The sequence below is a fragment of the Sphingomonas sp. PEI4 genome (assembly GCF_056679955.1).
The window spans coordinates 2604318-2618750 of record NZ_CM155258.1; the positions used below are offsets into that span (position 1 = coordinate 2604318).

Genomic DNA, 14433 nt, shown 5'->3' on the forward strand with positions numbered 1-14433 from the left:
ACACAGATCGCCGCGATAGCGCTACCGAATCGCCCGCCTATGGGACAAACACCCCCCGCGCAGACGCTCCTCGGGCACGCCCGCGTCTGCTTGCGGGCGCGCGGGCTCGCCTGTAGAGCAAGGACTGATTTTCTTGCCAGGATGATGCCCATGTTCCGCCGCTCGCGTATCGCAGTCGTGCTATTTGCCCTGCCTCTCGTCGCATGCGGCGGCGGTTCCGCTCGTCCCAAGGCGGATATTGCCGCGTCGAAGATCACGACGATCGGCGTGAACAGCTATCTGTGGCGCGCGAGCCTCGACACGCTCGGCTTCATGCCGCTGCTCCAGACCGATTCCAATGGTGGCGTGATCGTCACCGACTGGTACATCAACCCGCAGACCCCGACCGAACGCATGAAGGTGACCGTGTCGATTCTAGACCAGGATCTGCGCGCCGATGCCTTGCGCGTCGCCGCGCTTCGCGAAGTCAATCGTGGCGGTCAGTGGGTGTCGTCGCCGGTCCAGGCCGCGACCACGCAGAAGCTGGAAGACATCATCCTGACCAAGGCCCGCGACCTGCGCCGCGCCTCGATCGCGGGCTGAGGACAGTAGAATGGCGTCGCGTTTCAATGCGTTGAAGGCGGACGCGGCGTGGCAGAAGGTTTGGGACGAGCGCAAGACGTTCGCCGCGGACGACCTGTCGACCAAGCCGCGTTCGTACGTGCTCGAGATGTTCCCCTATCCGTCGGGGCGCATCCACATGGGGCATGTCCGGAACTACACGATGGGCGACGTGCTCGCGCGGTTCCGTCGGATGAAGGGCATGGAAGTGCTCCATCCGATGGGCTGGGACGCGTTCGGCATGCCGGCCGAGAACGCCGCGATGGAAAAGGGCGTCCATCCGGGCACCTGGACGCGCGCCAACATCGCGACGATGAAGGCACAGCTGAAGCGTCTGGGCTTCGCGCTGGACTGGACGCGCGAGCTGGCGACGTGCGAGCCCGAATATTACGGCCACGAGCAGGCGCTGTTCCTCGACCTGTTCGCGGCGGGGCTCGTGTACCGCAAGGAATCCGCGGTAAACTGGGATCCAGTCGACATGACCGTGCTCGCCAACGAACAGGTGATCGACGGTCGCGGCTGGCGTTCCGGCGCGCTGGTCGAGCGGCGGAAGCTGTCGCAGTGGTTCCTGAAGATCACCGATTTTGCCGATGAACTCGTCGACGGCCTCGGCGCGCTCGAGCATTGGCCCGACAAGGTCAAGCTGATGCAGGAGAACTGGATCGGCCGCAGCCAGGGCTTGCAGTTCAAGTTCGCGCTTTCTGCTCCCTTCCCGCTTGCGGGAGGGGTCGGGGGAGGGCCTGACACGAACGCGACGGCGGTGATTGGGGAGACCTCCCCTCCCCTGACCCCTCCCGCAAGCGGAAGGGGAATAGAGAGTGTCGAGGTGTTCACTACCCGCCCCGACACGATGTTCGGCTCCAGCTTCGTCGCCGTCGCTGCGGATCATCCGATCGCACGCGCTATCGCCGAGACGAACCCGGATGCGGCCGCGTTCATCGAGCTGTGCAAGCGCGGTGGCACTACTGCGGCTGAGCTGGACACGCAGGAAAAGCTCGGCTTCGACACCGGCATCCGCGCGGTGCATCCGCTTGACAAGACTTGGGAACTCCCTGTCTACATCGCGAACTTCGTGCTGATGGAATACGGCACCGGCGCGGTGTTCGGCGTGCCGGCGCATGACCAGCGCGATCTCGATTTCGCGCGCAAATACGACCTGCCCGTCAAGCGCGTCGTCAGCGAAGGCGATGACGAGGCCCCCGTGTTCGTCGGCGACACTGCCTGGACCGGCGCCGGGACCATCGTGAACTCGCACTTCCTCGACGGCATGGACATCGAGGACGCCAAGCGCACCGTGATCGAGCGTGCCGAGGGCGAAGGCTGGGGCAAGGGCACGACCGTGTTCCGCCTGCGCGACTGGGGCGTCAGCCGCCAGCGTTACTGGGGCACGCCGATCCCGATTATCCACTGCGACGCGTGCGGCGCGGTGCCAGTGCCGAAGGACCAGCTACCGATCGTGCTGCCCGAGGACGTGTCGTTCGACATCCCCGGCAACCCGCTCGATCGCCATCCGACCTGGAAGCACGTCCCCTGCCCGTCCTGCGGCGGCGCGGCGCGACGCGAAACCGATACGCTAGACACGTTCGTCGATTCGTCGTGGTATTTCATCCGCTTCGCCAGTCAGCCGGACGCCAAGCCGTTCGACCGGACAGGCGCGGAGAAGTGGCTGCCGGTCAACCAGTATATCGGCGGCGTAGAGCATGCGATCCTGCACCTGCTCTATGCGCGGTTCTGGACGCGGGCGCTGAAGCATATCGGCATGCTCGACATCGCCGAGCCGTTCGCCGGGCTGTTCACGCAGGGCATGGTGACGCACGAGACGTATAGTCGAGGCGACGCCGACGACGCGCAGACGGAGGCCGACACCGACGACGACGATTCGAGTGACGCGCCGGCTAAGACGAAGTGGCTGTCTCCCGACGAGGTCCGCAAGACCGATGCAGGATATATCGAGATCGCGACCGGAGGCCCCGTGACGGTCGGTCGCGTGACGAAAATGTCGAAGTCGAAGAAGAACACCGTCGATCCCGAGCCGATCGTCGACCAATATGGCGCCGACGCGGTGCGCTGGTTCGTGCTCTCCGACTCGCCCCCTGAGCGCGATCTCCCCTGGAGCGAGTCCGGCATCGAAGGCGCGTGGCGGTTCGTCCAGCGTCTCTGGCGCCTGATCGAGTCCGACGATGCCGCCAAGGCCGAGGGCGACGACATCGGCTTACGCAAACTCTGCCACCGGACGACCGTCGGTATCGAGAGCGATATCAACGCCTTGCAGTTCAACAAGGCGGTCGCACGGCTTTACAGCCTGTGCAGCGCGATCGAGAAGGCACCGCCCTCCGCAGACCGCGAACAGGCCGTCCGCACGCTGCTGCTGCTCGTCAGCCCGATGGTCCCGCACGTCGCCGAGGAAGCCTGGGCGACCGCTGGCAACGACGGCCTGATCGCCGACGCCGCCTGGCCGATCGTCGATCCGGCGATGCTGGTCGACGACGAGGTCACGATCGCGGTGCAGGTCAACGGCAAGCTACGAGACACGCTCGTCTTCCCCAAGGGCGCGCCGAAGGACGAGGTCGAAGCCGCCGCGCTCGCCTCCGAAAAGATCGTCCGCCTGCTTGAGGGCAAGCCGCCCCGGAAAGTGATCGTCGTGCCCGACCGTCTCGTGAACATCGTCGCATGAAGCGCCTAGCGATCCTCGGCGCGCTGATGCTGACCCCCGCGCTGTCCGGCTGCGGCCTGCACCCGCTCTATGCGGGCGGCAGCAGCGGTCCGGTCGCGGGCGCGCTCGGCCAGGTCGAGATCGCGCCGATCGCCGGCAAGAACGGCTGGCTGATGGCCACCGCGCTGCGCGATCGCCTGCCCTCGAACGGCGCGCCGGCGCTCTACCGGATCGACATCCGCCTCGACGACCAGATCAGCGGCCTCGGCGTCCGCACCGACGATAGCGTCTCGCGCGAACGCCGGACTCTGCGCGCGCGCTATCAGCTCGTGCGGATCGGCGACAACTCGGTGCTGCTCGACGCGACCGCTGGCTCCGACGCCGGCATCGACGTCGTCCGCTCCGAATATGCGACGATCGCGGCCGAGAACACCGCGCTCGAACGCCTGTCGCAGATCGTCGCCGACCAGATCGTCGCGCGCGTCGCGCTGTATGCGCGCAACACGCCTGCGGTCGCAGCGGCACAGAGCGCTACGCCCGCCAAGTGAAGGCCAGCGCCGGCCAGATCCGCGGTGCGCTGGCCAAACCGGGCGGCGACATCCGCCTGTACCTGCTTCACGGCCCCGACGAGGCAGGCGCAAGCGATCTCGCGCGCGTGCTCGCCAAGGCCATGGGCGCGGACGCCGAACGCGTCGATCTCGATGGCTCGACGCTCAAGAGCGACCCTGGCCGGCTGACCGACGAGGCCGCGTCGCTGTCCCTGTTCGCGGGTGCCCGGTTCGTCCGCGTCGCCTCGGCGGGCGAAGAAAGCCTCGAAGCATTCACCAACCTGTTGGCGGCCGAGCGCGTCGGCAATCCGGTCGTCGCGATCGCCCCGACCGTCAAATCCACCGCCAAGATCGTAAAGCTCGCGATCGACTCCCCGCGCGCGATGGCGTTCGCCTGCTACGCCCCGACCGCGCAGGACGCAGAACGCCTCGCGACGACGATCGCGGGCGAGAATGGCCTCCGCCCCGCCCCCGGTGTCGCGCGTCGCCTGGTAGATACGACCGGCGGCGATCGCGCCGTCATTTCGCGAGAGATCGAGAAGCTGGCACTATACCTCGACGCGGCACCCGATCGCCCCGCGGACCTCGATCATCACGCGCTTGATGCTGTCGGCGCGGACCTCGGCGATGCGGAAATGAGCCGCGCGATCGATGCGGTGATCGAAGGCCGGGTCGACGATCTCGGCGCCGAACTCGCCGTGCTCGAAGAAGCCGGAACCTCGCCGATCCCGTGGCTCCGCCAACTCGTCCGCCGTCTGATAGCCCTCGCCGACATGCGCGGCGAGATCGACCGGGGCGAAGCGGTCGACGCGGTGATGAAACGCCACCGCGTATTCTTCAAGGAAGAGGCCAGCACCGCGCGGTCTTTGCGGCGCTGGTCGCCGGTAATGCTGGCCACCGCAATCCAGCGCGTGCGGACGGCGGAGCGGGCGATCATGGCGTCGGGGAACGCCGGCGGGGTTGTGGCGGAGGCAGCGGTGGTGGCGCTATCGCAGGCGATCGCCCGGCGAAACTAATCTATTTCCGCGCCTCTCCCCCATCCGTCATCCCGGCGCACGCCGGGACCCATGGACGCGGAACCTTTGTTCATGAAGCGCACCGTAACCGTGGGTCCCGGCTTCCGCCGGGATGACGGAGATTAGTGCGCTTCCCTTCTCCGTTCGTCCTTCAGTATCCGTCCTGAGCGCGCTCGAAGGACAGTACGCCGCATCGCTAGATCGCCCCACCCGTCAGCCGCTGACAGACCATATCGAGCTGGTCCAACGTCGAATAACTGAGCGTCAACGTCCCCCCAGTCTCGGTATGCGCAACCCGGACCTGCAGCCCGAGCAGATCCGCCAGTTGCCGCTCCAGCGCCGCAATATCCGCGTCCGGAATCCGAGGCTCGGCTCGCTTGCCGCTCCGGCTCCGCCCGGGCTTGGCATCCCGCGCCAGCTTCTCGGTCTCGCGCACCGACAGCCCGCGCGACACGACCTGATCAGCCAGCGTTTCGACGTCCGGCGATCCCAGCAAAGCCCGCGCATGCCCCATCGAGAGCGATCCATCGATGACCTGCGACTGCACCTGCGCCGGCAGTTCCAGCAGCCGCAGCAGGTTCGCGACATGACTGCGCGACTTGTGGACGATCTTGGCGAGCACCTCCTGCGTATGCCCGTACTCGCCGGCCAGCCGCTGATACGCTTGGGCCTCTTCGATCGCGTTGAGGTCCTCGCGCTGGATGTTCTCGATCAGCGCGATCTCGAGCGTCTCGGCATCGTCGAAGTCGCGGACGACGACCGGCACCTCATGCAACCGCGCACGCTGCGCCGCCCGCCAGCGGCGCTCGCCCGCGACGATCTGGTAGTCATGCCCATGCGGCCGAACGACGATTGGCTGGATCAGCCCACGTGACGCGATCGAGGCGGCCAGCTCGTCGAGCATCGCCTCGTCGAAGTGCCGCCGCGGCTGATCGGGATGCGGCGACAGCGAACTGACCGGCAGCATCCGCACGCCCGACGATTGCTGCGCCGCACCATCGGCCGATACCGGCGTCTCGCGCGCCATCTCGCCGAGTAGCGCATTGAGACCCCTGCCCAGCCCCGGACGACCGCGTTTGTTACCTTCGCTCATGCCGCCGCCTGCGCTGTTGCGGGAAGCCGGCCGATCAACTCACGCGCCAGTGCGATATACGCCTGCGAGCCCGAGCAGCGGTGGTCGTAGATCAGCGCGGGCAGCCCGTGGCTCGGTGCTTCGGAAAGCCGCACGTTGCGCGGGATCACCGTCTCGAACACGACCTTTCCCAGCACCGCGCGAACGTCCGCCGATACCTGGTCGGTCAGCCGGTTCCGCCGATCGAACATCGTCAGCGCCACCCCCAGGATCGACAGACCCGGATTGAATCGCTGGCGAATCCGCTCGACCGTACTCAACAATTGCGACAACCCTTCAAGCGCGAAAAACTCGCATTGCAGCGGCACGAGCAGCGAGTCCGCCGCGACCATCGCGTTGATCGTCAGCAGCCCGAGCGACGGCGGGCAATCGATCAGCGCGATATCCCACGGCCCTTGCGCCGCCTTCACCGCGCGATCGAGCCGGTGCGTGCGCGCATCGAAGTCGACCAGCTCGATCTCGGCCCCCGACAGATCGACCGTCGCGGGAACGATGTCGAGCCGCGGCACGCGCGTATGCACCACCGCCTCCTCGATCGACGTCTCCCCGACCAGCACGTCGTAGCTTGATCGCTCGCGTTGCGAATGACCGATGCCGAGACCTGTCGATGCGTTGCCCTGCGGATCGAGATCGACCAGCAGCACGCGCATGCCCGTCGCTGCCAGCGCGGTCGCGAGATTGATGGCGCTGGTGGTCTTGCCCACCCCACCCTTTTGATTGGCGACCGCGATGGTGATCATCGCGTGCTTACCCGATCCAGAACTACGATTGACGACTCCGGGTTCGTGACGCTTTGTTCCACGTGGAACATAAACCGCCAATGCTGCTTGAGCGCGGTCAGATCTTCCTCGTCGAAACGCCCCCGAGGAAGCAACCACCGCGTCTCCGTTGTGGCGCAGTGCGCCGCGCCACGCAAAAGGTTTTGCAACGATGCGACCGCGCGGGCGGAAATAATCGACGCATCCGCGGTCGCATTCTCGACTTTCGAGGCATGGACGCGCACCTGATCGCCAAGACCAAGCCGAGCAACGCAAAGCTGGAGGAAATCCGCACGCCGTCGCCTGGGCTCGACGAGATCAACCGGCCCCTCGCGCACCAACGCTACGACCATACCGGGAAAGCCTCCGCCGGTGCCGATATCGAGCCAGCGCTTCGCCGAACTGTCTGCGCCCGCAAGTGCAACCAGTTGGAGCGAGTCTACCACATGCCGGTCCCAGATCGTCGGGATCGTCGACGGCGCGATCAGGTTCTGATGCGCCGCTTCCTCGACGACCATCGCCACGAACGCGGCGAGCCGCTCGGTAGCCTCCGCGCCGAACCGCTCCGTAGTCCAGTTTAGCGCTTCGTCTTCGGTCATGCTGGCACTCGTTTCGTATGTAATAATACCGCCGACAACGCGGCCGGCGTGATCCCCCGCACCCGCGCCGCCGCCGCCAACGAGGTCGGCCGAGCGGCGCTGAGGCGGTCGATCATCTCGTTCGACAGGCCCGGCACGCGGTCATAGGCAAGGTCTTCCGGCAAGCGGATCGCCTCGTCGGCCCGCAGCCGCGCGACCTCTTGCGCCTGCCGCTCGATATAGGGAGCGTAGCGCGCGTCCTCTAACACTTCGTCAACGACCGTTGCTGGAATACCCGCCGCAGCATCCGGCGCGACATGCGCGAGCGTCACGCCTTCGAACCGGAGCCAATCGAACGCTGTTCGTCGCGCACCGTCCCGACCGATCGCGACGCCCTGATCGGCCACTTCGGTCGCGGTCCGCTCGCAGTTGAGCGCCGATCGGAAACGAGTCCGATACTCGGCAAGCGTGCGCTGGTGCGCGAGCCGCTCAGGTCCAAGACACCCGGCCGCCTTAGCGGTCCCACCTAACCGCGTCTCGGCATTGTCCGCACGCAACGACAGGCGAAACTCCGCGCGTGCCGTCAGCATCCGATAGGGTTCGGTCACGCCTTGCAGTGTCAGATCATCGATCATGACGCCAAGGTAGCTCGAGGCACGATCGAGAATCACCGGCGCCAAATCGCGCGCATACGCCGCAGCGTTGAGCCCAGCGACGAGCCCCTGCCCCGCCGCTTCCTCATAGCCGGTCGTGCCATTGATCTGCCCCGCGCAGAATACGCCCTCGATCGCGCCGAGTGCCAGTCGCGTATCGAGCGCACGCGGGTCGATATAATCATACTCGACCGCATAGCCGGGCATCGTCATTGCAACGCGTTCAAGGCCGGGAATGCTGGCGAGCATCTCGGCCTGGACCTCGACCGGAAGCGATGTCGACAGGCCGTTCGGATAGACCGTCGCGTCGTCGAGCCCCTCCGGTTCGAGAAAGACCTGATGGCCATCGCGGTCTCCAAACCGATGCACCTTGTCCTCGATCGACGGACAATAGCGCGGCCCCGCCGCTTCGATTGCGCCGGTGAACAGCGGCGACCGGTGGAACGCCTCGCGGATGATCATATGCGTCCGGTCAGTCGTGCGGGTGATTGCACACGCAATCTGGGGGAGCGGACGCGTGCGGGTCATCGGCGACATCGTCCACGGATCGAGGTCCGATGGCTGCTCCGCGAGCGCCCCCCAGTCGATCGTCCGGCCGTCGAGCCGAGGTGGCGTCCCCGTCTTCAGTCGCGCCATCGGCAGGTTTCGCGCGCGCAACTGGTCGGCGAGTGGCTTGGCGGCACGCTCGCCGATTCTTCCCCCTTCCTCGCGATCGTCACCCCGGAAGATACGTCCGCCAAGGAACGTGCCGGTCGCCAGCACGACGGCCCGTGCCGCCACGATCGAGCCATCCGCTAGCACGACGCCCGCCACGCGATCGCCGTCGAAGTGCAGCGCCGTCGCCTCGCCCTCGATGATCGAGAGCCCTTCCGTGGCCGCAAGCATCGCCTGGATCGCACCGGAATAGAGTCGGCGGTCCGCCTGGACCCGAGGCCCCTGCACCGCCGATCCCTTGCTGCGGTTGAGCATCCGGTAGTGGATTGCGGCAGCATCGGCGGCGCGTCCGATCAGGCCGTCGAAGGCGTCTACCTCGCGCACCATGTGACCCTTGCCGAGTCCACCAATCGCCGGATTGCACGACATCGCACCAATATGCGTCGCGTCGAACGACACGAGCGCAGTACGCGCGCCCCTGCGCGCCGCCGCGGCTGCGGCCTCGGTTCCGGCATGGCCACCGCCAACCACCACTACATCGAACATGCCATCGCCCTAGAGCGACAGAGCGAATGCGTCAAAGATGTTCCACGTGGAACATCACTTGCCGATACAGAACCGCCCAAACAGCGCATCCAGCATCTCGCCGGTAGCGTCGAGCCCAAGGACGCTGGCGAGGATCGCGCGGGCCTGGCGCAGATGCTCGGCGATGAGCAACGGGTCTGAACTACGGTATCGAAGGGCTTCGACCGCGAGCGAACATTGACGACGCTGATGCTGCTTGAGCGCAATGCCGTCGCCGCGGGGTAGCATGGCGGTGGCCCGCTGATGGAGCTCGAACCAGAGCCGATCGAGCGAACCGCGATCTCTCTGCGCGATGGCTAGCGTCCGACCAGCCGGCAATCCTCCCCTGCCCGGCAAGTCGGCGCGCGCGTGCACCCAGATCGCGTCGGCGCGCGGTGGTGCGGTGTCTGCCAGCCAAAGCACGATGTCCGCGCCGGCGAGCGCTCCCTCGGCGCGCGTGACGCCGATCGCTTCGATCGGGTCGAGCGTGTCGGTCAGTCCGGCGGTGTCGGTCAAAACATAGGCGACGCCATCGCGCATCACCGGCACGTCGATCCGGTCGCGCGTCGTTCCCGAGATCGACGAGACGATCGCCGCGTCGCGTTCGCCGAGCAGGTTGAGCAGAGTCGACTTGCCGCTGTTGGGCGGACCGCCGATGACGACGCGAAGACCGTCCTTCAGGCGCTCGACCGGCGGGGCCTCGACGACGCCCTCGATCTCCGCGGCGATCATACCGATCTCCACGACGATCGCGTCGAACGCCGCAATATCGCTCGCCACGTCGTCTTCGTCGGCGAAGTCGAGCATCGCCTCGATCCGCGCGGACAGCACCGCAACCGAGTCCATCCAGCCGCGGACCGCCTGACTTACGCGACCTTCCGCCGCGGTCATAGCAGCGACACGCTGGCTCTCGGTCTCCGCTTCGAGAAGATCGGCAAGCCCCTCGGCCTCGGTCAAATCTATGCGGCCGTTGGTCAGTGCACGGCGGGTGAACTCGCCCGGCTCGGCATGCCGCAGATCGGGCCTGGCCGACAGCACACGCTCGACCGCAGCGATCACCGCGCGACCACCGTGACAGTGGAACTCGACCAAGTCTTCGCCGGTCGCCGTCGTTGGTCCCGGAAACACGATGACCAGCGCACGATCGAGCAACGCCCCATCGGCGTCGCGCAGACCCCGGAGACTAGCATGGCGCGGCGCCGGCAAGGGGCCCGCCAGCGCTTCGGCCGCCGCGAACGCGTGCGGGCCGCTCACCCGAACGACGGCGATCGCCGCGGGCGGACGCCCGCTCGATACCGCGAAGATGGTCTTCACGTGGAACTCAGCCGCCCGTCTTCGTCGCGGTGTCGAACATCCGCTTCCACATCGCCATCCCCGCCTCGCCCATCGGCTGCCACCCGCGCATCATCGATTCGAGCATCTCCGGCTTCATCTGGCCATCCGGGATCGCCTCCATCATCATCGCAACATAGCGATCGTGGATCGGCGTCAGGTCCGGCAGCCCGACCGCGCGGCGGGCTTCCTCCGGGGTGCATTCGATCTCGATATTCATCTTCATGTACCGCGTCCCAGATGGCGCTTGAGCCGCCCATCCGCGCGCTGCATAGCTTGGTGATGTATGCGCGCGATGCAGCCTCGATCGCAACGCCAATCGGACTGGTCCGCGTGACCGGCTCCGCGGACTGCATCGACGCGATCGAGATTCTCGCAACGGGCGATGTGGCGGCAAGCGATGTGCCGGCGATCCGGGAGGCGCTTCGACAGATCGAAGCGTATTTCGCCGGGCGACTGAAGGCGTTCGACCTACCGCTGGCCCCCTCGCCTACCGAACGCGGCGCAGTCCTGCGGCAGGGGATCGTCGACATCGCGTACGGCGAGACCGCGAGTTACGGGGCGCTCGCGAAAGCGATCGGGTCCAGCCCGCGCGCGATCGGCCAGGCGTGCGCGCGCAATCCGTTTCCGATCGTCGTCCCCTGCCACCGAATCCTTGGAGCCGGCGGGGCGCTTGGTGCGTATTCCGCGGGCAACGGCCCCATCACCAAATCCAGGCTGCTCGATCACGAGCGGCCGCCAGGAGGATTGTTATGACCAACACGACCACCATCGCGACGCTCGATGGCGCCGGCGATTTTCATGCCTATCGCGCGATTCCGGCGGGGACGCCCAAGGCCTCGATCGTCGTGATCCAGGAAATCTTCGGCGTGAATGCGGGCATCCGTCGCAAGTGCGATACGCTCGCCGAGGCCGGCTATCTGGCGATCGCGCCCGACTTGTTCTGGCGTCTCGAGCGCGGCATCGAGCTCGATCCGGACATCAAGCCGGAGTTCGATCGCGCGCTCGAACTGATGGGCCAGTTCGACCAGGACAAGGGCATCGCCGATATCGAGGCCACGATCCGCGCCGCGCGTGCCGAGCTCGGCGATAGCGGTAAGGTCGGCGTGGTCGGCTACTGCCTCGGCGGACGGCTCGCATTCATGACCGCGGCGCGGACCGACGTCGATGCGAGCGTCGGCTATTACGGCGTGGGGATCGACGGTCTGCTGGGCGAGAAGCACGCGATCGCGCATCCGGTGCTGTTGCATGTGCCGGAGGAGGATCACTTCGTCGACAAGGCTGCGCAGGCGGCGATGCATGCCGGGCTCGACGATCATCCGAAGGTGACGATCTACGATTACGCGGGCGAGGATCACGGCTTCGCGACCGAGTTCGGGGAGCGACGTTCGGATGCCGCAGCCAAGCTGGCGGACGAGCGGACCGCCAAGTTCTTTGCTGAGAACCTGGGCTAACCTCTCATCGTCACCCCGGACCCTTCGGCACGCTCAGGAGAGCCTTGTTCCGGGTCCAGGGTTCCGCGAATTCACGACTATCGAGCGTGCGGAGCGGTGGATGCCGGAACGAGCCCGGCATGCGGGAGTGCTCACGGCGGACATGAAAAAGGCCTCGCCGGACGATACCGGCGAGGCCTTTTTCCTATCTCAGCGCAACGCGATCAGCGCAGCAGGGTGATGATCCCCAGCGTGTCGCCGGTGCCGACCCAGCCTTCGTAGATCATCTTCACCGCGACCACGAGGATCACTGCAAGGCCGATATACGCGATCCAGCGATAGCGGTTGATGACGCGCGCGATATAGTTCGCGGCGAGGCCCATCATCGCGACCGACAGCAGCAGGCCGATGACCAGGATGCCGGGATGCTCGCGTGCCGCGCCTGCGACCGCCAGGACGTTGTCGAGGCTCATCGAGACGTCGGCGACGGCAACCGCCCAGGCCGCGCTGGCAAAGCCCTTCGACGACCGGAGACCCGAGCGCTCGTCGCCCTCGATTTCCTCGGATCCTGCGTTCTGCGCGCCCTCGCGGATTTCGCGCCAGAATTTCCAGCAGACCCACAGCAGCAGCAGGCCGCCCGCAAAGATCAGCCCGACGATGCCCATCAGCCACGTCACGATCAATGCGAAGAAGATGCGCAGGACGAGCGCCGCGCCGATGCCGATCAGGATGACCTTCTTGCGCTGGTCTGCCGGAAGCCCGGCGGCGAGAGCACCGACGACGATCGCGTTGTCGCCCGCGAGGACGAGGTCGATCATCAGGACCGATCCGAACGCGGCCAAGGCCTTCGGATCGCCGAGGTTCGAGAAGTCGGCGACGATGTGCTGCCAGATCTCCAGCGGCGAGCCGGGTCCGGCGACTCCCGATGCGGCGGTGGCCAGCATGGCGATGATACTCAAGATGTCAGCTCCCGGTGACGGATTATGCCGTGATTAATAGCGAAACGGCACGCGAAAGCCATGCTCTCGCGTGCCGTTTTGGGTCTTCTTGGCGGACATGGGCAAAGCCCATGTCGTCGGTCGGGGCCCTGCCCCGCCGGCCGAACCGGTACGAGTCCTGCGCCAGCTTGGCGCAGGCCGCATCCGGTTATTGATTCATGCTGTCGAAGAAATTCTCGTTGGTCTTCGAATCCTTCATCTTGTCGAGCAGGAACTCCATCGCGTCGATCGTGCCCATCTGCATCAGGATGCGGCGCAGGACCCACATCTTGGAGAGCTTGGCCTTGTCGACCAGCAGCTCTTCCTTGCGGGTACCCGACTTGCCGACGTCGAGCGCCGGGAAGATGCGCTTGTCCGCGACCTTGCGATCGAGCACGATTTCCGAGTTGCCGGTGCCCTTGAACTCCTCGAAGATCACCTCGTCCATGCGGCTGCCCGTGTCGATCAGCGCGGTGGCGATGATCGAGAGCGAACCGCCCTCCTCGATGTTGCGCGCGGCACCGAAGAAGCGCTTCGGACGCTGCAACGCGTTCGCGTCGACACCACCGGTCAGGACCTTGCCCGACGACGGCACGACGGTGTTGTAGGCACGGCCGAGACGCGTGATCGAATCGAGCAGGATCACCACGTCCTTCTTGTGCTCGACCAGGCGCTTGGCCTTTTCGATCACCATTTCGGCGACCTGCACGTGGCGCTGCGCGGGTTCGTCGAAGGTCGAGCTGACCACCTCGCCCTTCACGCTGCGCTGCATGTCGGTGACTTCCTCGGGACGCTCGTCGATCAGCAGGACGATCAGGAACACCTCGGGGTGGTTGTCGGTGATCGCCTTGGCCATGTTCTGCAACATGACGGTCTTGCCGACGCGCGGCGGCGCGACGATCAGCGTGCGCTGACCCTTGCCCTGCGGCGAGACAATATCGATCACGCGCGCCGACTTGTCCTTGACGGTCGGGTCGGCGGGATCGAGCGTCAGCTTGCTCTCGGGATAGAGCGGCGTGAGGTTGTCGAAATTGACGCGGTGGCGGACGACGTCGGGGTCGTCGAAATTGACGGCCGTGAGCTTCACCAGCGAGAAATAGCGCTCGCCATCCTTCGGTCCGCGGATTTCGCCCTCGACCGTGTCGCCAGTGCGCAGACCGAACTTCCGCACTTGGTTCGGCGAGATGTAGATGTCGTCGGGGCCGGCGAGATAATTCGACTCCGGGCTGCGCAGGAAGCCGAAGCCGTCGGGCAGGACTTCGATCGTGCCGAGGCCCATGATCTGATCGCCATTGTCCGCTTGGACCTTCAGGATCGCGAACAGCAGGTCCTGCTTGCGCAGCGTCGAGGCGCTCTCGACCCCCAGTTCCTCGGCCAGCTGGACCAACTCGGCGGGTTTCTTCTTCTTCAGGTCTTTGAGATGCATGGGGATTTCCGGATAGCAATCAACGGGCAATAGCTTGGTCGGCGGGTACGCTTGGGAAGCGAAACTGGGCGAGACGAAGCTGGCAGGACACGACCGGGCAGGACGCCAG

General features: G+C 66.0%; 14 protein-coding genes. 6 read left to right on the forward strand and 8 right to left on the reverse strand.

Annotated elements, in window-relative coordinates:
* Window positions 1–150: 150 nt before the first annotated feature.
* The 4 genes from AC1MLZ_RS12035 to holA are packed head-to-tail and all read left to right on the forward strand — an operon-like array spanning window position 151 to window position 4817.
* Window positions 151–582, forward strand: coding sequence for a DUF3576 domain-containing protein (locus AC1MLZ_RS12035; protein ID WP_480958669.1), 432 nt, complete (start codon window positions 151–153; stop codon window positions 580–582).
* A 10-nt stretch (window positions 583–592) separates the two neighbouring features.
* Window positions 593–3274: a leucine--tRNA ligase gene (leuS, locus tag AC1MLZ_RS12040; RefSeq protein WP_480958670.1), complete on the forward strand. Its 2682-nt coding sequence runs from the start codon at window positions 593–595 to the stop codon at window positions 3272–3274.
* The gene (lptE, locus tag AC1MLZ_RS12045; RefSeq protein WP_480958671.1) at window positions 3271–3801 is read left to right on the forward strand and encodes an LPS assembly lipoprotein LptE; all 531 of its coding nucleotides are present in this window, start codon (window positions 3271–3273) and stop codon (window positions 3799–3801) included. The genes leuS and lptE overlap by 4 nt, the downstream gene beginning before the upstream one ends.
* Window positions 3798–4817 (forward strand): DNA polymerase III subunit delta, encoded by a 1020-nt coding sequence (gene holA / locus AC1MLZ_RS12050; RefSeq protein ID WP_480958672.1) that lies wholly within the window; start codon window positions 3798–3800, stop codon window positions 4815–4817. Before lptE ends, holA begins: the two co-directional genes overlap by 4 nt.
* 196 nt (window positions 4818–5013) lie before the next feature.
* Here holA and AC1MLZ_RS12055 read toward each other — a convergent pair whose 3' ends face one another.
* Genes AC1MLZ_RS12055 through AC1MLZ_RS12080 form a run of 6 tightly spaced genes read right to left on the reverse strand, consistent with a single transcriptional unit; the run spans window position 5014 to window position 10714 of the window.
* Complete coding sequence (locus AC1MLZ_RS12055) at window positions 5014–5910, reverse strand: ParB/RepB/Spo0J family partition protein (protein ID WP_480958673.1); 897 nt, start codon at window positions 5908–5910, stop codon at window positions 5014–5016.
* Window positions 5907–6689 carry a ParA family protein gene (locus AC1MLZ_RS12060; RefSeq protein WP_055874932.1) on the reverse strand — a complete coding sequence of 261 codons (783 nt, stop codon included), beginning with the start codon at window positions 6687–6689 and terminating at the stop codon, window positions 5907–5909. The genes AC1MLZ_RS12055 and AC1MLZ_RS12060 overlap by 4 nt, the downstream gene beginning before the upstream one ends.
* Window positions 6686–7306 (reverse strand): 16S rRNA (guanine(527)-N(7))-methyltransferase RsmG, encoded by a 621-nt coding sequence (gene rsmG, locus AC1MLZ_RS12065; RefSeq protein ID WP_480958674.1) that lies wholly within the window; start codon window positions 7304–7306, stop codon window positions 6686–6688. The genes AC1MLZ_RS12060 and rsmG overlap by 4 nt, the downstream gene beginning before the upstream one ends.
* Entirely contained in the window at window positions 7303–9138 is a 1836-nt protein-coding gene (gene mnmG / locus AC1MLZ_RS12070; RefSeq protein ID WP_480958675.1) for a tRNA uridine-5-carboxymethylaminomethyl(34) synthesis enzyme MnmG, read from the reverse strand. Before mnmG ends, rsmG begins: the two co-directional genes overlap by 4 nt.
* 54 nt (window positions 9139–9192) lie before the next feature.
* The gene (gene mnmE, locus AC1MLZ_RS12075) at window positions 9193–10470 is read right to left on the reverse strand and encodes a tRNA uridine-5-carboxymethylaminomethyl(34) synthesis GTPase MnmE (RefSeq protein WP_480958676.1); all 1278 of its coding nucleotides are present in this window, start codon (window positions 10468–10470) and stop codon (window positions 9193–9195) included.
* 7 nt (window positions 10471–10477) lie between these two features.
* Window positions 10478–10714: a DUF6489 family protein gene (locus AC1MLZ_RS12080; protein ID WP_480958677.1), complete on the reverse strand. Its 237-nt coding sequence runs from the start codon at window positions 10712–10714 to the stop codon at window positions 10478–10480.
* 56 nt (window positions 10715–10770) lie between these two features.
* Here AC1MLZ_RS12080 and AC1MLZ_RS12085 point away from each other — a divergent pair, with 56 nt between their 5' ends.
* Complete coding sequence (locus AC1MLZ_RS12085) at window positions 10771–11244, forward strand: methylated-DNA--[protein]-cysteine S-methyltransferase (RefSeq protein ID WP_480958678.1); 474 nt, start codon at window positions 10771–10773, stop codon at window positions 11242–11244.
* Window positions 11241–11942 (forward strand): dienelactone hydrolase family protein, encoded by a 702-nt coding sequence (locus AC1MLZ_RS12090; RefSeq protein ID WP_480958679.1) that lies wholly within the window; start codon window positions 11241–11243, stop codon window positions 11940–11942. The genes AC1MLZ_RS12085 and AC1MLZ_RS12090 overlap by 4 nt, the downstream gene beginning before the upstream one ends.
* 203 nt (window positions 11943–12145) lie before the next feature.
* Here the strand turns inward: AC1MLZ_RS12090 and AC1MLZ_RS12095 are convergent, their stop codons facing one another.
* Together AC1MLZ_RS12095 and rho are read right to left on the reverse strand one after the other, a co-directional pair.
* Window positions 12146–12865: a TerC family protein gene (locus tag AC1MLZ_RS12095; RefSeq protein ID WP_480961538.1), complete on the reverse strand. Its 720-nt coding sequence runs from the start codon at window positions 12863–12865 to the stop codon at window positions 12146–12148.
* Window positions 12866–13067: 202 nt separating this feature from the next.
* Complete coding sequence (gene rho / locus AC1MLZ_RS12100; RefSeq protein ID WP_031395107.1) at window positions 13068–14324, reverse strand: transcription termination factor Rho; 1257 nt, start codon at window positions 14322–14324, stop codon at window positions 13068–13070.
* Window positions 14325–14433: the final 109 nt, after the last annotated feature.